Raw genomic sequence first — 15,834 nt, forward strand, 5'->3', positions numbered from 1 at the left:
TGTGGTGGTGAAGACGAAATAACCGAAAGTTCGTAAGACCACAAATTCACATATCCGAATTCGCTGGGCTGTCCATCTGGACATTCTGGCAACAGAATTTCTTGACGACCATAGAGCATTGGAACCACCTGATCCCATCCCGAACTCAGCAGTGAAACGATGCATCGCCGATGGTAGTGTGGGGTTTCCCCATGTGAGAGTAGGTCATCGTCAAGATTCATTTCGCAAAACCCCTATCTGCGCATGCAGGTAGGGGTTTTGTCTTTGTGGTGCAAAAATTCCCAGGCATACGCAGTCCCTGTGGGAGCGGGCGCGCCCGCGAAACAGACGACGCGGTGTATGGCACCGGCTTCGCCGGTGTTCGCGGGCGCGCCCGCTCCTACAAAGGTCGCGCAGGCCCGCTGTTATGTTGCCTCCCACAATTCGAGCCAGAACACTAGAATAGGCCCACGCACCTATTCAGAAGCGCTATATGCCCAATCCTGTCGAACCTGAAACCTTGGCCCAGTTGCCGCTGGACGAGCTTGTCGCCTGTCATGAATGCGACCTGCTGCTGCGCAAGCCCGTGCTCCAGCATGATGAGAAGGCCCAATGCCCGCGCTGCGGCTACGAGCTCTACGCCCATCGGCACAATGTGGTCAACCGCAGCCTGGCCCTCGTACTCACCGCCTTGCTGCTGTTTGTGCCTGCCAATTTCCTGCCGATCATGCAGCTGCACCTGCTTGGCCAGACATCGGACGATACCGTCTGGAGCGGCGTGCTGGGCCTGTACAACTCGGAAATGCGCGGCGTGGCCGTAGTGGTGTTCCTGTGCAGCATGGCCATCCCTCTGGCAAAACTGCTCTGTCAGCTGGTCGTGCTCCTGAGCATCCGCCTGAACGTGGGGCGTAGTTTCGGCCTGCTGTTCTACCGCATCTATCACCACTTGCGTGACTGGGGCATGCTCGAGGTCTATTTCATGGGCGTGCTGGTGGCCATCGTCAAGCTGGTGGACCTGGCCGAACTGACCGTAGGCCTGGGGCTGTTCTGCTTCATCAGCCTGTTATTGATCCAGGTGTGGCTCGAGGTGGTGATGTCACCGCACCAGATCTGGAGTGCGCTATCAGGGGAGGACCTGCATGCGGGCGATTGATGCAGGCATTCTTGTCTGCAATGAGTGTCACGAGCTGAACAGGCAACAGCCAGACAGCACTTCACAAACTTGTACACGCTGCGGTGCCATCGTGCATGCCCGTCGGCCGAACAGCATCGCGCGCACCTGGGCGCTGCTGATTGCCGCGTCGATCCTGTACATCCCGGCCAACATGCTGCCGATCATGACCGTGAGCACCCTGGGCCAAGGCAGCCCCGACACGATCATGTCCGGCGTCATCACCTTGCTCAAGCATGGCATGGTGCCTATTGCTGCCGTGGTGTTCATTGCCAGTATCCTGGTGCCCACGTTCAAGCTGGTGGGCATCGGCTTGCTGTTGTACTCCGTTCAGCGCCGGCAGCCGCTTTCGGCACGGCAACGGATATTGATGTACCGCTTCATCGAATTCATTGGGCGCTGGTCCATGCTCGATATCTTCGTCATCGCCATCCTGGTGGCGGTGGTGAATTTCGGCCGAATAGCCAGTGTCGAAGCTAACCTGGGCGCTGTCGCCTTTGCAACTGTGGTAATCCTGACAATGCTTGCCGCTTTAACTTTCGATCCCCGACTGATTTGGGATAACACGGAGTCGGATGACGACCATGAGTGACCTGCCAACGGCTAAAACCCGCCCAGCCTCGAACTGGTCGGCCATATGGATCCTGCCTTTGATCGCCTTGATGATCGGTGGCTGGCTTGCGTGGCAGGCTTACCGTGATGCCGGTGTGGAAATTGAAGTCCGCTTCGAGTCGGGCGAGGGTATCGTCGCCAACAAGACCGAGGTGATCTACAAGGGCATGCCGGTTGGCAAGGTCAAAAGCCTGGTGCTCGACGCCAAGGGTGATAACCAGGGGGTGATCGCCACCATCGAGATGAACAAGGCTGCCGAGCCTCATCTGACCAAAGGTACGCGTTTCTGGCTGGTGAAGCCGAGCGTCAGCCTGGCAGGTATTTCCGGTCTTGAAACACTGGTGTCAGGCAACTACATCGCCGTCAGCCCGGGGGAGGGGGAGCGCACCAAGCGTTTTACCGCCTTGAAGGTGGCACCGCCGCTTTCGGACACCGAGCCGGGCCTGCACCTTACCCTCAAGGCCGAGCGGCTGGGGTCACTCAACCGTGACAGCCCGGTGTTCTACAAGCAGATCCAGGTTGGCCGGGTCAAAAGCTATCGCCTGTCCGAGGACCAGAGCACCGTCGAGATCAAGGTCTTCATCGAGCCGGCCTATGCCAGCCTGGTGCGCAAGCACACGCGTTTCTGGAATGCCAGCGGCGTCAGCATCGATGCCTCGCTCTCGGGCGTGAAAGTGCGTAGCGAATCGCTGTCGAGCATTGTTGCCGGTGGTATCGCCTTTGCCACGCCGGAACACCGCAAGGACAGCCCACCTACCGACTCGAACCTGCCGTTCCGTCTGTATGAGGACTTCGATGCGGCCCAGGCCGGTATCCGGGTAAAGGTGAAATTGAGCGATTACGAGGGCCTGCAGGCGGGCCGTACACCGGTCATGTACAAGGGCATACAGGTGGGCTCGCTCAAAGCCCTGACAATGGCAGACAACCTGGCCAGTGCATCGGCCGAGCTTACGCTGGACCCGTTGGCCGAGGATTATCTGGTCGAGGGCACGCAGTTCTGGGTGGTAAAACCATCGATTTCCCTGGCGGGTATCACCGGCCTGGAGGCGCTGGTCAAGGGTAACTACATCGCCATTCGCCCTGGTGAGAAGGGGGCGCGGCCAGAGCGTGAGTTCGAAGCCCGCGCCAAGGCACCGCCGCTCGACCTCAAGGCACCAGGCCTGCACATGGTGCTGTTCGCCGACACCCTGGGTTCGCTGGAAGTCGGTAGCCCGGTCATGTACCGCCAAGTGAAGGTGGGTAGCGTGCAAAGCTACCAGTTCGCCCGCAACAGCAATCGCATCCTGATCGGTGTGCATATCGAGAAGGAATACGAAAAGCTGGTCAACGGTTCGTCGCGCTTCTGGAATGTCAGTGGCATCACCCTGACAGGCGGCCTGTCGGGCATCAAGATCAAGAGTGAATCACTGCAGACCCTGATGGCTGGTGGTATCGCGTTCGATACGCCACGGCCTGATGTGCCGCTCAAACGCCACATTCCACGCTTCCGCCTGCATGACAGCCAAGAGGCGGTCAACCGCGCGGGTACGTTGATCACCATTCGTGTGGACCGTGCCGACGGCCTCAAGCCTGGCACGGCGATACGCTTCCGCGGCCTGGATGTGGGTAGCGTCGAGAGCGTCGACCTGACCGATGACTTGCAGGCGGTGTTGCTGCGGGCGCGCATTACCGAAGCAGCGGACCGTATCGCTCGCGTCGGTACGCAGTTCTGGGTGGTCAAGCCGGCCTTTGGCCTGGTGCGCACGCAGAACCTCGACACCCTGGTGGGTGGGCAGTACCTGGAAGTGCAGCCGGCTGCCAAGGACCGTGGCCCACAGCGCGATTTCATCGCCTTGGCCGACGCCCCGCAGGTGGCAGGGCCTGAAGTCGGCCTGCCGTTGACGCTGAGCGCCCCGCGCCGTGGCTCGATCAAGCCGGGCGTGCCGGTGACCTACCGTGAGGTTGCGGTGGGCAAGGTGACGGGCTTCGAGCTGGGCCAGAGCGCTGACCGCGTGTTGATCCATATCCTGATCGAACCGCGCTATGCGGCCTTGGTGCGCAGCGGTAGCCGCTTCTGGAACAGCAGCGGCTTCGGTTTCGACTGGGGGCTGGTCAAGGGGGTTACGGTGCGTACCGAGTCGGTGGAGACCATGATCGACGGCGGTATCGCCTTTGCCACGCCGGATGGCGAGCAGATGGGCAACCCGGCACGGCCGCAGCAGACGTTCGCCTTGTTCGACAAGGCCGAGGATGAATGGCTGCAGTGGGCGCCGAAGATTCAGATCGCCAAGTAACATATGGCAGGGCTACCAAACATGGCCCTGCTTTTTTGTGTGGGAGCGGCCTTGTGTCGCGAAAGGGGCGCGCAGCGGCCCCCTTATCTCAGCGCAGATGCTGAAATTGCCGGGGGCCGCTTTGCGACCCTTTCGCGACACAAGGCCGCTCCCACAGAAGGCCGCTCCCACCGAGGGGGCGCAAACACAAATCGCAGGCAACAAAAAACCGACCCTAGGGTCGGTTTTTCGACTAGCACGTCGCTTAGGCAGCTGCAGCTTCTTTCAGCGCCTTGATGTGGCCATTCAGACGGCCTTTGTGACGAGCAGCCTTGTTCTTGTGGATGATGCCCTTGTCGGCCATACGGTCGATTACAGGCACAGCCAGAACGTAAGCGGCTTGCGCTTTTTCGGCGTCTTTTGCGTCGATGGCCTTGACTACATTCTTGATGTAGGTGCGGACCATGGAACGCAGGCTGGCGTTGTGGCTGCGACGCTTCTCAGCCTGTTTTGCACGTTTCTTGGCGGAAGGTGTGTTGGCCACCGTCGAGCTCCTCGAAAGACTTTAGGTAAATAGCAAACAAAATAGGCCGCGAATCATGCCGATCAGTCGAACGGATGTCAAGGCCACCTGCAAGGTTCCGCCGAGCGGTGCGCCAACAAGAGGGAAATATTCCTTTCTGCTGCGCGACCTGTAAACTCGGGAATTTTTGGCTCCCCTGCGAAGGCGCGGGAGTATCGCACATTCGGACGCTGTCTGGCAGCGTCCTCTGCCCTTGGCGTGAATCTTTTCGATGAACCTGCTCAAATCCCTGGCTGCGGTAAGCTCGATCACCATGATTTCGCGGGTGCTGGGCTTTGTCCGCGACACCATCCTGGCGCGTGTTTTCGGTGCCGGCATCGCCACCGATGCTTTCTTCATCGCCTTCAAGCTGCCCAACCTGCTGCGGCGCATCTTCGCCGAGGGCGCTTTTTCCCAAGCCTTCGTGCCAATCCTGGCCGAATACAAGACCCAGCAAGGCGAGGAGGCGACCCGCACCTTCGTCGCCTATGTCAGTGGCCTGCTGACCCTGGTTCTGGCGCTGGTGACCGCCATCGGCATCCTGGCGGCGCCGTGGGTGGTGTGGGCGACCGCACCAGGTTTTGTCGACAGCGCCGAAAAATACGAGCTGACCACTGCCCTGTTACGGGTGACTTTTCCTTATATATTGCTGATCTCGCTGTCGTCCCTGGCCGGGGCGATCCTCAATACCTGGAACCGTTTCTCGGTACCGGCCTTTACCCCGACCTTGCTGAACGTGGCGATGATTGCCTTCGCCGCGCTGCTCACGCCGTATTTCGACCCGCCGATCATGGCCCTGGCCTGGGGCGTGCTGGCGGGCGGCCTGGCGCAGTTGCTGTACCAGCTGCCAGCGCTGAAGAAGATCGGCATGCTCGTGCTGCCACGCCTGAACCTGCGTGATGCTGGCGTGTGGCGGGTGCTCAAGCAGATGCTGCCGGCGATCCTCGGGGTGTCGGTGAGCCAGATCTCGCTGATCATCAACACCATCTTCGCCTCCTTCCTGGTGGCCGGTTCGGTGTCGTGGATGTATTACGCCGACCGCCTCATGGAGCTGCCTTCCGGCGTGCTAGGGGTGGCCCTGGGCACCATATTGCTACCGACGCTGGCCAAGACTTACGCCAACAAGGACCGCGAGGAATACTCGCGGATCCTCGACTGGGGCCTGCGCCTGTGCTTCCTGCTGGTGCTGCCATGCACCCTGGCCCTGGCCATCCTCGCCGAGCCACTGACCGTGGCGCTGTTCCAGTACGGCAAGTTCACTGCCGTCGACGCAGCCATGACCCAGAAGGCGCTGATCGCCTATTCCGTGGGCTTGCTGGCGATCATTCTGGTCAAGGTACTGGCACCGGGCTTCTATGCGCAGCAGAATATCCGTACACCGGTGAAGATCGCGGTATTCACCCTGGTCTGCACCCAGCTGTTCAACCTGGCCCTGATCGGCCCGCTCGCGCATGCCGGCCTGGCCCTGGCGATCAGCCTGGGGGCCTGCCTGAACGCCGGCCTGCTGTTCTGGAAGCTGCGCAGCCAGCAGCTGTTCCAGCCGCAGCCAGGCTGGGCGATGTTCCTGCTCAAGCTGGTGCTGGCAGTGGGGCTGATGTCGGCGGTGTTGCTGGCCGGCATGCATTACCTGCCGGCCTGGGAGCAGGGCAACATGCTCGAGCGCCTGGTGCGCCTGGCGGCTCTGGTACTGGCGGGCATCGTGACCTATTTCGGCTGCCTGTACCTGTGCGGCTTCCGGCCTCGGCATTTCGCCCGCAAGGCCTTGCACTAAGGCATCGGGCGGGTCAGGCGTCGGTTTTTCGCATTCCACGCCGCCCTTGGGCGCTGCTGCCTGTCACCAGCGCCCGGGTGTGGTTATAATCGGCCACTTTATGAGCAAGAAGCGCGTTATGCAGCTGGTTCGAGGTCTTCACAACCTGCGCCCCGAGCACCGGGGCTGTGTCGCCACCATTGGCAACTTCGACGGGGTTCACCGCGGCCACCAGGCGATCCTGGCGCGCCTGCGCGAGCGCGGCCAGGCCTTGGGCCTGCCGACCTGCGTGGTGATCTTCGAACCGCAACCACGCGAGTACTTCGCCCCCGACACCGCGCCGGCCCGCCTGGCCCGCCTGCGCGACAAGATCGAGCTGCTGGCGGCCGAGGGTATCGACCGGGTGCTGTGCCTGGCATTCAACCAGCGCCTGAGCAAGCTCAGTGCCGATGCCTTCGTCAAGGCCATCCTGGTCGACGGCCTGGGTGTACGCCACCTCGAAGTGGGCGATGACTTCCGCTTCGGCTGCGACCGCGCCGGCGACTTCGCCTTCCTGGTCGAGGCCGGCAAGCAGTACGGCTTCACCGTCGAGGCTGCCAACACGGTGATCCAGGACGGCCTGCGGGTCAGCAGCACCGAAGTGCGCAAGGCCCTGTCCGAAGGCAACTTCGAGCTGGCCGAGCACCTGTTGGGCCGCCCGTACCGCATCAGCGGCCGCGTGTTGCATGGCCAGAAGCTGGCCCGCCAGCTCGGCACACCTACCGCCAACATCCAGCTCAAGCGCCGCCGCGTGCCGCTGTCCGGGGTCTACCTGGCCAGCATCGAAATCGACGGCAAGGCCTGGCCGGGTGTCGGCAATATCGGCGTGCGCCCCACCGTTGCCGGTGACGGGCGCCCGCACCTGGAAATTCATCTGCTGGACTATGCCGGCGACCTTTACGGCCGGCGCCTGACGGTGGAGTTCCACCACAAGCTGCGTGAAGAGCAGCGATTCGCCTCCCTGGAGGCGCTGAAGTCGGCGATCGATGCGGATATCGCCGCCGCACGTGCACATTGGCACGCTCAACCGTTAACGAAGAGCCTGAAATGACCGACTACAAAGCCACGCTTAACCTTCCGGACACCGCCTTCCCCATGAAGGCCGGCCTGCCTCAGCGCGAACCGCAGATCCTGCAGCGCTGGGACAGCATTGGCCTGTACCAGAAGCTGCGCGAAATTGGCAAGGATCGTCCCAAGTTCGTCCTGCACGACGGCCCGCCCTATGCCAACGGCAAGATTCACATCGGTCATGCGCTGAACAAGATCCTCAAGGACATGATCGTCCGTTCCAAGACGCTGTCCGGCTTCGATGCGCCGTATGTGCCGGGCTGGGACTGCCATGGCCTGCCGATCGAGCACAAGGTCGAGGTCACCCACGGCAAGCATCTGTCCGCCGACCGCACCCGCGAGCTGTGCCGCGAGTACGCCGCCGAGCAGATCGAAGGGCAGAAGACCGAGTTCATCCGCCTGGGCGTGCTGGGTGACTGGGACAACCCGTACAAGACCATGAACTTTGCCAACGAGGCCGGCGAAATCCGCGCCCTGGCCGAGATGGTCAAGCAAGGCTTCGTGTTCAAGGGCCTTAAGCCGGTGAACTGGTGCTTCGATTGCGGTTCGGCCCTGGCCGAGGCCGAAGTCGAATACGCCGACAAGAAATCGCAGACCATCGACGTTGCCTTCCCTGTTGCCGACGAGGCCAAGCTGGCTGCTGCCTTCGGCCTGGCTTCGCTGGCCAAGCCGGCCGCCATCGTGATCTGGACCACCACTCCGTGGACCATCCCGGCCAACCAGGCACTGAACATCCACCCGGAGTTCAAGTACGCCCTGGTCGACACCGGCGAGCGCCTGCTGGTACTGGCCGAAGAGCTGGTGGAGTCGTGCCTCAAGCGCTACAGCCTGGAAGGCTCGGTCATCGCCACCGCCCAGGGTTCGGCGCTGGAACTGATCAACTTCCGCCACCCGTTCTACGACCGCCTGTCGCCAGTCTACCTGGCCGACTACGTCGAACTGGGCGCCGGTACCGGCGTGGTGCACTCCTCGCCAGCCTACGGTGAAGACGACTTCGTCACCTGCAAGCGCTACGGCATGGTCAACGACGACATCCTCACCCCGGTGCAGAGCAACGGCGTGTACGTCGACTCGCTGCCATTCTTCGGCGGCCAGTTCATCTGGAAGGCCAACCCGGCCATCGTCGAGAAGCTGAGCGAAGTCGGTGCGCTGATGCACACCGAAACCATCAGCCACAGCTACATGCACTGCTGGCGCCACAAGACCCCGCTGATCTACCGCGCCACCGCGCAGTGGTTCGTGGGTATGGACAAGCAGCCGACCACCGGCGAGCCGCTGCGCGAGCGTGCACTGAAAGCCATCGAGGACACCAAGTTCGTGCCGGCCTGGGGCCAGGCGCGCCTGCATTCGATGATCGCCAACCGCCCGGACTGGTGCATCTCGCGTCAGCGCAACTGGGGCGTGCCGATCCCGTTCTTCCTGCACAAGCAGACCGGCGAGCTGCACCCACGCACCGTCGAGCTGATGGAAGCAGTGGCCAAGCGCGTCGAACAGGAAGGCATCGAGGCCTGGTTCAAGCTGGACGCCGCCGAACTGCTGGGTGCTGAAGCCGAGCAGTACGACAAGATCACCGACACCCTCGACGTATGGTTCGACTCGGGTACCACCCACTGGCACGTGCTGCGTGGCTCGCATGACATTGGCCACGCCACCGGCCCGCGTGCCGACCTGTACCTGGAAGGTTCCGACCAGCACCGCGGCTGGTTCCACTCGTCCTTGCTGACCGGTTGCGCCATCGACGGCCACGCGCCGTACCGCGAGCTGCTGACCCACGGCTTCACCGTGGACGAGAACGGCCGCAAGATGTCCAAGTCGCTGGGCAACACCATCGAGCCGGAGAAGGTCAACAACACCTTGGGTGCCGATATCCTGCGCCTGTGGGTTGCCGCTACCGACTATTCCGGTGAAATGGCCGTTTCCGAGCAGATCCTGCAGCGCAGCGCCGACGCCTACCGCCGTATCCGCAACACTGCACGCTTCCTGCTGTCCAACCTGTCCGGCTTCGACCCGGCCCGCGACCTGCTGGCCCCGGAAGACATGCTGGCGCTGGACCGCTGGGCCGTAGACCGCACCCTGCTGCTGCAACGCGAGCTGGAAGAGCACTACAGCGAGTACCGTTTCTGGAACGTCTACTCCAAGGTGCACAACTTCTGCGTGCAGGAGCTGGGTGGCTTCTACCTCGACATCATCAAGGACCGCCAGTACACCACCGGCGCCAACAGTGTCGCCCGCCGTTCCTGCCAGACCGCGCTGTACCACATCAGCGAGGCGCTGGTGCGCTGGATCGCGCCGATCCTGGCGTTCACCGCCGACGAAATCTGGCAGTACCTGCCAGGCGAGCGCAACGAGTCGGTAATGCTCAACGGCTGGTACCAGGGCCTGAGCGAACTGCCGGAAGGCACCGAACTGGACCGCGCCTACTGGGACCGCGTGATGGCCGTCAAGGCATCGGTCAACAAGGAGCTGGAAAACCAGCGTACCGCCAAGGTCATCGGCGGCAACCTGCAGGCTGAAGTCACCCTGTACGCCGACGAAGGCCTGAGCGCCGACCTGGGCAAGCTGGGCGACGAACTGCGCTTCGTGCTGATCACCTCGGCTGCCAGCGTGGTGCCGTTCGTGCAGGCGCCAGCCGAAGCCGTGGCCACCGAAGTCGAAGGCCTCAAGCTGCAAGTGGTCAAGTCCGGCCACGCCAAGTGCGGCCGTTGCTGGCACTTCCGCGCCGACGTCGGCAGCCACCCGGAGCACCCGGAAATCTGCGGCCGTTGCGTCGACAACCTGAGCGGTTCCGGCGAGGTGCGCCACTATGCCTAACCCTGCAGCGGGGCGCTTCGGGCGCCTTGCATGGCTTTGGCTGAGCCTGGTGGTACTGGTCCTCGACCAGGCCACCAAGCTGTATTTCAACAATGCCCTGACCATGTACCAGCAGGTTGTCGTCATCCCTGACTACTTCAGCTGGACCCTGGCCTACAACACTGGCGCGGCGTTCAGCTTCCTGGCGGAAAGCTCCGGCTGGCAGCGCTGGCTGTTCGCCCTGATCGCCGTGGTGGTCAGTGCCGTGCTGGTGGTGTGGCTCAAGCGCCTGGGGCGCAACGAGACCTGGCTGGCCGTGGCGCTGGCGCTGGTGCTGGGTGGCGCGATCGGCAACCTGTACGACCGCGTCGTGCTCGGCCATGTGGTCGACTTCATCCTGGTGCACTGGCAGAACCGCCATTACTTCCCGGCCTTCAACCTGGCCGACAGCGCCATTACCGTTGGTGCGGTGATGCTGGCGCTGGATATGTTCAAGAGCAAGAAGTCCGAGGATCCGGTCCATGACTGACACCCGTATCGGCCAGAACACCGAAGTCACCCTGCACTTCGCGCTGCACCTGGAAAACGGCGACACCGTCGACAGCACGTTCGACAAGGCCCCGGCCACCTTCAAGGTTGGCGATGGCAACCTGCTGCCGGGTTTCGAGAACGCGCTGTTCGGCTTCAAGGGCGGTGACAAGCGTACCGTCGTGGTGGCCCCGGAGAACGCCTTCGGCCAGCCCAACCCGCAGAACGTGCAAGTCATGCCGCGGTCTCAGTTCGAGGGCATGGAGTTGTCCGAAGGGCTGTTGATCATCTTCAACGACGCCGCCAACACCGAGCTGCCGGGTGTGGTCAAAGCGTTCGATGACGACCAGGTGACCATCGACTTCAATCACCCATTGGCTGGCAAGACCCTGACCTTCGAGGTGGAGATCCTCGAGGTGAAGGCCCTGTAAGCCTGGAGCCGAGCATGCAAATCAAACTCGCCAACCCTCGCGGCTTCTGCGCGGGGGTCGACCGGGCGATCGAGATCGTCAACCGCGCGCTGGAAGTCTTCGGCCCGCCGATCTATGTGCGTCACGAAGTGGTGCACAACAAGTTCGTGGTGGAAGACCTGCGTAACCGCGGCGCCATCTTCGTCGAAGAGCTGGACCAGGTACCGGACGATGTCATCGTCATCTTCAGTGCCCACGGTGTTTCCCAGGCCGTGCGCCAGGAAGCCGCTGGCCGTGGCCTGAAAGTGTTCGATGCCACCTGCCCGCTGGTGACCAAGGTGCACATCGAAGTGGCCAAGTACAGCCGCGACGGCCGTGAGTGCATCCTCATCGGCCACGAAGGGCACCCGGAAGTCGAAGGCACCATGGGCCAGTACGACGCCAGCAACGGTGGCGCCATCTACCTCGTCGAAGACGAGGAGGATGTTGCCAACCTGCAGGTGAAGGACCCGGACCACCTGGCGTTCGTCACCCAGACCACGCTGTCGATGGACGACACCAGCCGCGTCATCGACGCCCTGCGTGCGCGCTTCCCGAACATTGGCGGCCCGCGCAAGGACGACATCTGCTACGCCACCCAGAACCGCCAGGACGCGGTCAAGCAACTGGCGGACGAGTGCGACGTGGTACTGGTGGTCGGCAGCCCGAACAGCTCCAACTCCAACCGCCTGCGCGAGCTGGCCGAGCGCATGGGCACCCCGGCCTACCTGATCGACGGTGCCGAGGACCTGCAGCGTGGCTGGTTCGAGCAGACGGCGCGGGTCGGCATCACCGCCGGTGCTTCGGCCCCCGAAGTACTGGTGCGTGGTGTGATCGAGCAGCTCAAGGCCTGGGGCGCCAGCGGTGCTGAAGAGCTGGATGGGCGGGAAGAGAACATCACCTTCTCCATGCCCAAGGAGCTGCGGGTTCGGTCGCTGATCTGAAACGGCCCCCACCTGATGCTGTTTTATGTGGGAGCGGCCTTGTGTCGCGAAAGGGCCGCAAAGCGGCCCCGGCAATATCAGCGCCAACGCTGAAATCCCGGGGCTGCTTTGCAGCCCTTTCGCGACACAAGGCCGCTCCCACAACGACCACGTATGCTAGCTGGAGGTGTCTTTGCATCGGGATTTTTTTGGCTCTCCCATATCTACCCTGACCCTGCCAGTCGATGCCATCACCACTTGATACTGGCTAGTTGCGGTCAAGCGCTCGCAAATCTCCATCGTTGAACCTAACCAATTACCGTTGGCCCCAAGCGGAACACCCTGCGCACTGAATTTCAGCTGCTCGCCGCGATTGCTCGTGATCTTCAGCGGCCGTGAAAGACGCTGCTCGCGCAGCACCTGCCCGTTATGCTCCAGCATCACCTGCCAACCATTCCCCCAGTTACCGTCCAACGCCTGCACCAGCACCGGCTGGCTTTGCAACATGGCATGGCTGCGCGCACTGCGCAGCGCCTGCGCCAGGTCTCGCGCAGCTGCCGCCCTGTGTAGGTCGTCGCTCAATCTGGCGTAGGCCGGCATGCCGAGCTGTGTCAGCAATACGGCCACCGCCAGGGCCGACAACATTTGTATCAGTGTTACACCTCGTTGCTTCACCGTGCATTCCTCCCTGGAAGTGCTTGGCTGTAGCTTCACGGTCGTTGGACCGGCGGTCCAGTCGCCCGGGTTCAATGCATTTGCAGGAAAAGTCGCAGGAGGTGCAGGGATGCACGCAAGACAACAGGGCATGACGCTTCTGGAAGTGTTGTTGGCGGTGGGTGTGGTGGCCGTGGGTATGTTCGCAGCGGCAGGCCTGCAACTGCAGGCATTGCAGGCTGCGGAGGATGCGCGTCGCGATGGGAAGGCGGCAATGGCGGCTCACAGCGAGCATGAAAGGGGGCGGCCATGAGCCGCGTCCAGCGTGGTTTCGGCTTGCTTGAGCTGATGCTGGCGCTGACCATCGGGTTGCTGCTGTTGGCGGCGGCCAGCCAGCTATTTACCTCGGCCCACCATACCTGGCGGCTGCACAGCACGGCAGTACGCATGCAGGATGAAGCTCGCCTGGCATTGCTGCGAATGGCCCAGGATATCCGCATGACCGGGATGTTCGGCTGCTTGCGACTGCAGCCAAAGCACTTCGGCAGTTCGAGCGCAGAGCACGCATTCGCCCGGCCGATGGAAGTCGAAGCATCCACCCTTAGCCTGGTCGTGGCGGAGTTACCTGGGCAAGCCGGTGGGCCGCAGTGGTTCCTGCACACGGACTGTACTAGCAAAGTGTCTGTGGACGATGAGTTGAAGGAGGGCTACCCACAGGTTCACCCCATCAGCAGATATGTCTACCAACTCGAGGGCAATACGCTGAGATTCAAACGCAACAACAGCAATTTCCAGCCGCTGGTTGAAAATGTGCGGTCAATGCGTTTGCAGCGTGTGCAAATGGCACAGGGTGAGGGGGTGGATATTGCCCTGACGCTTTACGAACCCACGCTCGAACTTGAACAGCACCATGAACTGAGCGTCGCAATCCGCAACCCGGTGCCGGCCTCATGAGTCGTCAGCGTGGCATTGTCCTGTTGTTGGCCTTGGTCCTGAGCATGCTGCTGGGGCTGCTTGCGGCGTCGGCCCTGCGAGATGCGCTGGCGCAAACGCAGATGACCGGCTATCTGAGCGAAGGCCTGCTGGCGCTGGAGCAGGCCGAGGCCACGCTGCTGGCAGGGGCAGGCGAGCTCGAGCGGGCTCCCCCCGACCCTTGCGAGGCGTGCCCGCCACCCGCTCGACCGCATGACCTGAGCGGGCAGTGGCAGCGCACGCCAACCGGCTATTTCCATTTGCAGAATCTGGGTACCAGCGAACACGCGGCGCATATGCCGGAAGGGCAGCAGGTCACCCTGTACCGCGTCACCGCCGTCAGCCTGCAAACCCAGTCACGGCATGTGCTGGAAGCGGTCTATGCCATGGGCGAGGACACGACCCGGCGCATTGCCTGGCGCCAGAGATTGCGAGGAGACTGACATGCAGCAAGGCTTGAGCCTGATCGAGTTGTTGATTGTGCTGGCCGTGACCGGCATTCTGGCAGCCATTGCCTACCCCAGTTACAGCGACCAGCTACGGCGAGCCGCGCGCAGCGAAGTGGTTGGCCTGCTGCATGATGCCGCCCTGCGCCTGGAGCGCCACCGCGTATGCACTGGCCAATACGCCGAGGGCGACCCGGCCTTGCCCGACGGTACCCGCTATTACAGCCTGCAGGCCCAGCGCGACAGCGACACCTTCACGCTGCGCGCCCGGCGGCTGCCGAGTGGGCTGATGGCGCAGGACCGCTGTGGCGATTTCCAGCTCGACCAGGCCGGCGTGCAGCGCAATCCGGGTGCCGTCGAAGACAGCGTGCACTGCTGGGGAAGCTGAAGGTTGAATGATGCCCGGTGCATCGCGGATTTACTTCAGGTGTTGGATCGACAGATGAGCAAGCAAGTAGTGGTGGTCGGTGGCGGGGTGATCGGCCTGCTGACGGCATTCAACCTGGCGGCGAAGGTCGGGCAGGTGGTGGTGTGTGATCAGGGTGAAGTCGGCCGCGAGTCGTCCTGGGCCGGCGGTGGCATCGTTTCGCCGCTGTACCCGTGGCGCTACAGCCCGGCCGTGACCGCCTTGGCACACTGGTCACAAGACTTTTATCCACAGCTGGGCGAGCGCTTGTTCGCCAGCACCGGCGTCGACCCCGAAGTGCACACCACCGGCCTGTACTGGCTTGACCTGGACGACGAGGCCGAAGCGCTGGCCTGGGCCGAGCGTGAGCAGCGACCGCTGAGTGCCGTGGATATTTCGGCGGCCTATGACGCGGTGCCGGTGTTGGGCCCGGGCTTCAAGCGTGCCATCTACATGGCCGGCGTGGCCAACGTGCGCAACCCTCGCCTGGTGAAGTCGCTCAAGGCGGCGTTGCTGGCGTTGCCCAACGTGACCTTGCGTGAGCACTGCCAGATTACCGGCTTCGCCGAGCAAGGCGGTCGCGTGACCGGTGTGCAGACGGCAGACGGCGTGCTGGCGGCGGATGAGGTGGTGCTCAGTGCCGGCGCCTGGAGTGGCGACCTGCTGCGTACGCTCGGCCTGGAATTGCCGGTGGAGCCGGTGAAGGGCCAGATGATTTTGTTCAAATGTGCCGAAGACTTCCTGCCGAGCATGGTGTTGGCCAAGGGGCGCTATGCGATCCCTCGGCGGGATGGGCATATTCTGGTGGGTAGCACGCTGGAACATGCCGGGTACGACAAGACCCCGACCGAGGAGGCGTTGGAGAGCCTGAAGGCCTCGGCGGTGGAGTTGCTGCCTGAGCTAGAGGGGGCCACGGTGGTGGCGCATTGGGCCGGGCTGCGGCCGGGATCGCCGGAAGGTATTCCGTACATCGGGCCGGTGCCGGGGCATGCGGGGCTGTGGTTGAACTGCGGGCATTACCGCAACGGGCTGGTGCTGGCGCCGGCTTCGTGCCAGCTGTTTACCGACCTGTTGACCGGGGCAGAGCCGATCATTGACCCGGCGCCGTATGCGCCAGCCGGACGTTTGAGCTGAGATTGCCGGGGCCGCTTTGCGGCCCTTTCGCCGGCAAGCCAGCTCCCACAGGTCCACCTACAGCCTCGGGACCTGTGCTTTACCTGTGGGAGCCGGCTT

The 15,834-nt window shown here is 62.8% G+C and carries 16 protein-coding genes and 1 rRNA gene; 15 read left to right on the forward strand and 2 right to left on the reverse strand.

The features are described from left to right. Positions 1 to 100 precede the first annotated feature (100 nt). The 4 genes from rrf to RYH74_RS25145 all read left to right on the forward strand — a co-directional run bounded on the left by rrf (position 101) and on the right by RYH74_RS25145 (position 4,035). A 5S ribosomal RNA gene (gene rrf / locus RYH74_RS25130) occupies positions 101 to 216 on the forward strand. 256 nt (positions 217 to 472) lie between these two features. After that, positions 473 to 1,132 (forward strand): paraquat-inducible protein A, encoded by a 660-nt coding sequence (locus RYH74_RS25135; RefSeq protein WP_013970746.1) that lies wholly within the window; start codon positions 473 to 475, stop codon positions 1,130 to 1,132. Next, positions 1,119 to 1,742 carry a paraquat-inducible protein A gene (locus RYH74_RS25140; protein ID WP_015268842.1) on the forward strand — a complete coding sequence of 208 codons (624 nt, stop codon included), beginning with the start codon at positions 1,119 to 1,121 and terminating at the stop codon, positions 1,740 to 1,742. Before RYH74_RS25135 ends, RYH74_RS25140 begins: the two co-directional genes overlap by 14 nt. Then, positions 1,735 to 4,035: a PqiB family protein gene (locus RYH74_RS25145; protein WP_085706423.1), complete on the forward strand. Its 2,301-nt coding sequence runs from the start codon at positions 1,735 to 1,737 to the stop codon at positions 4,033 to 4,035. The genes RYH74_RS25140 and RYH74_RS25145 overlap by 8 nt, the downstream gene beginning before the upstream one ends. Before the next feature lie 244 nt (positions 4,036 to 4,279). Here RYH74_RS25145 and rpsT read toward each other — a convergent pair whose 3' ends face one another. After that, positions 4,280 to 4,558: a 30S ribosomal protein S20 gene (gene rpsT, locus RYH74_RS25150; protein WP_003247625.1), complete on the reverse strand. Its 279-nt coding sequence runs from the start codon at positions 4,556 to 4,558 to the stop codon at positions 4,280 to 4,282. 250 nt (positions 4,559 to 4,808) lie between these two features. Between rpsT and murJ the strand changes: the two genes are divergently transcribed. The 6 genes from murJ to ispH all read left to right on the forward strand — a co-directional run bounded on the left by murJ (position 4,809) and on the right by ispH (position 12,144). Further along, positions 4,809 to 6,347 carry a murein biosynthesis integral membrane protein MurJ gene (gene murJ, locus RYH74_RS25155; protein WP_075043650.1) on the forward strand — a complete coding sequence of 513 codons (1,539 nt, stop codon included), beginning with the start codon at positions 4,809 to 4,811 and terminating at the stop codon, positions 6,345 to 6,347. Positions 6,348 to 6,465: 118 nt separating this feature from the next. Beyond that, positions 6,466 to 7,416 carry a bifunctional riboflavin kinase/FAD synthetase gene (gene ribF / locus RYH74_RS25160; RefSeq protein ID WP_025337594.1) on the forward strand — a complete coding sequence of 317 codons (951 nt, stop codon included), beginning with the start codon at positions 6,466 to 6,468 and terminating at the stop codon, positions 7,414 to 7,416. After that, positions 7,413 to 10,244 (forward strand): isoleucine--tRNA ligase, encoded by a 2,832-nt coding sequence (gene ileS, locus RYH74_RS25165; RefSeq protein ID WP_085592500.1) that lies wholly within the window; start codon positions 7,413 to 7,415, stop codon positions 10,242 to 10,244. The genes ribF and ileS overlap by 4 nt, the downstream gene beginning before the upstream one ends. Beyond that, a complete protein-coding gene (lspA, locus tag RYH74_RS25170) occupies positions 10,237 to 10,752 on the forward strand; it encodes a signal peptidase II (RefSeq protein ID WP_025337596.1) in 516 nt (171 codons plus the stop codon). Before ileS ends, lspA begins: the two co-directional genes overlap by 8 nt. After that, a complete protein-coding gene (fkpB, locus tag RYH74_RS25175) occupies positions 10,745 to 11,182 on the forward strand; it encodes an FKBP-type peptidyl-prolyl cis-trans isomerase (RefSeq protein WP_003258215.1) in 438 nt (145 codons plus the stop codon). Before lspA ends, fkpB begins: the two co-directional genes overlap by 8 nt. Positions 11,183 to 11,196: 14 nt before the next feature. After that, on the forward strand, positions 11,197 to 12,144 hold the full coding sequence (gene ispH, locus RYH74_RS25180; RefSeq protein WP_025337597.1) for a 4-hydroxy-3-methylbut-2-enyl diphosphate reductase: 948 nt from the start codon (positions 11,197 to 11,199) through the stop codon (positions 12,142 to 12,144). Between the two features lie 156 nt (positions 12,145 to 12,300). Here ispH and RYH74_RS25185 read toward each other — a convergent pair whose 3' ends face one another. Continuing rightward, positions 12,301 to 12,798: a GspH/FimT family pseudopilin gene (locus RYH74_RS25185; RefSeq protein ID WP_075043653.1), complete on the reverse strand. Its 498-nt coding sequence runs from the start codon at positions 12,796 to 12,798 to the stop codon at positions 12,301 to 12,303. Positions 12,799 to 12,907: 109 nt separating this feature from the next. Between RYH74_RS25185 and RYH74_RS25190 the strand changes: the two genes are divergently transcribed. The 5 genes from RYH74_RS25190 to thiO are packed head-to-tail and all read left to right on the forward strand — an operon-like array spanning position 12,908 to position 15,735. Next, on the forward strand, positions 12,908 to 13,090 hold the full coding sequence (locus RYH74_RS25190) for a prepilin-type N-terminal cleavage/methylation domain-containing protein (protein ID WP_317410497.1): 183 nt from the start codon (positions 12,908 to 12,910) through the stop codon (positions 13,088 to 13,090). Continuing rightward, the gene (locus tag RYH74_RS25195; protein WP_317410498.1) at positions 13,087 to 13,731 is read left to right on the forward strand and encodes a PilW family protein; all 645 of its coding nucleotides are present in this window, start codon (positions 13,087 to 13,089) and stop codon (positions 13,729 to 13,731) included. The genes RYH74_RS25190 and RYH74_RS25195 overlap by 4 nt, the downstream gene beginning before the upstream one ends. Next, the gene (locus RYH74_RS25200; RefSeq protein WP_085592508.1) at positions 13,728 to 14,192 is read left to right on the forward strand and encodes a hypothetical protein; all 465 of its coding nucleotides are present in this window, start codon (positions 13,728 to 13,730) and stop codon (positions 14,190 to 14,192) included. Before RYH74_RS25195 ends, RYH74_RS25200 begins: the two co-directional genes overlap by 4 nt. 1 nt (position 14,193) lies before the next feature. Continuing rightward, the gene (locus tag RYH74_RS25205) at positions 14,194 to 14,583 is read left to right on the forward strand and encodes a type IV pilin protein (protein ID WP_317410499.1); all 390 of its coding nucleotides are present in this window, start codon (positions 14,194 to 14,196) and stop codon (positions 14,581 to 14,583) included. 54 nt (positions 14,584 to 14,637) lie between these two features. Beyond that, entirely contained in the window at positions 14,638 to 15,735 is a 1,098-nt protein-coding gene (gene thiO, locus RYH74_RS25210; protein WP_075043657.1) for a glycine oxidase ThiO, read from the forward strand. The last annotated feature ends 99 nt before the right edge of the window (positions 15,736 to 15,834 follow it).

It is taken from the genome of Pseudomonas sp. LSJ-87, from assembly GCF_032971465.1.
Classification (GTDB): domain Bacteria; phylum Pseudomonadota; class Gammaproteobacteria; order Pseudomonadales; family Pseudomonadaceae; genus Aquipseudomonas; species Aquipseudomonas putida_Z.

Coding starts and splice junctions, on each gene's coding strand:
- RYH74_RS25145 (WP_085706423.1), top strand. CDS start 1,735: ATGAGTGACCTGCCAACGGCTAAAACCCGCCCAGCCTCGAACTGGTCG.
- thiO (WP_075043657.1), top strand. CDS start 14,638: ATGAGCAAGCAAGTAGTGGTGGTCGGTGGCGGGGTGATCGGCCTGCTG.
- RYH74_RS25205 (WP_317410499.1), top strand. CDS start 14,194: ATGCAGCAAGGCTTGAGCCTGATCGAGTTGTTGATTGTGCTGGCCGTG.
- RYH74_RS25195 (WP_317410498.1), top strand. CDS start 13,087: ATGAGCCGCGTCCAGCGTGGTTTCGGCTTGCTTGAGCTGATGCTGGCG.
- RYH74_RS25200 (WP_085592508.1), top strand. CDS start 13,728: ATGAGTCGTCAGCGTGGCATTGTCCTGTTGTTGGCCTTGGTCCTGAGC.
- RYH74_RS25135 (WP_013970746.1), top strand. CDS start 473: ATGCCCAATCCTGTCGAACCTGAAACCTTGGCCCAGTTGCCGCTGGAC.
- ileS (WP_085592500.1), top strand. CDS start 7,413: ATGACCGACTACAAAGCCACGCTTAACCTTCCGGACACCGCCTTCCCC.
- ribF (WP_025337594.1), top strand. CDS start 6,466: ATGCAGCTGGTTCGAGGTCTTCACAACCTGCGCCCCGAGCACCGGGGC.
- lspA (WP_025337596.1), top strand. CDS start 10,237: ATGCCTAACCCTGCAGCGGGGCGCTTCGGGCGCCTTGCATGGCTTTGG.
- RYH74_RS25190 (WP_317410497.1), top strand. CDS start 12,908: ATGCACGCAAGACAACAGGGCATGACGCTTCTGGAAGTGTTGTTGGCG.
- fkpB (WP_003258215.1), top strand. CDS start 10,745: ATGACTGACACCCGTATCGGCCAGAACACCGAAGTCACCCTGCACTTC.
- murJ (WP_075043650.1), top strand. CDS start 4,809: ATGAACCTGCTCAAATCCCTGGCTGCGGTAAGCTCGATCACCATGATT.
- ispH (WP_025337597.1), top strand. CDS start 11,197: ATGCAAATCAAACTCGCCAACCCTCGCGGCTTCTGCGCGGGGGTCGAC.
- RYH74_RS25140 (WP_015268842.1), top strand. CDS start 1,119: ATGCGGGCGATTGATGCAGGCATTCTTGTCTGCAATGAGTGTCACGAG.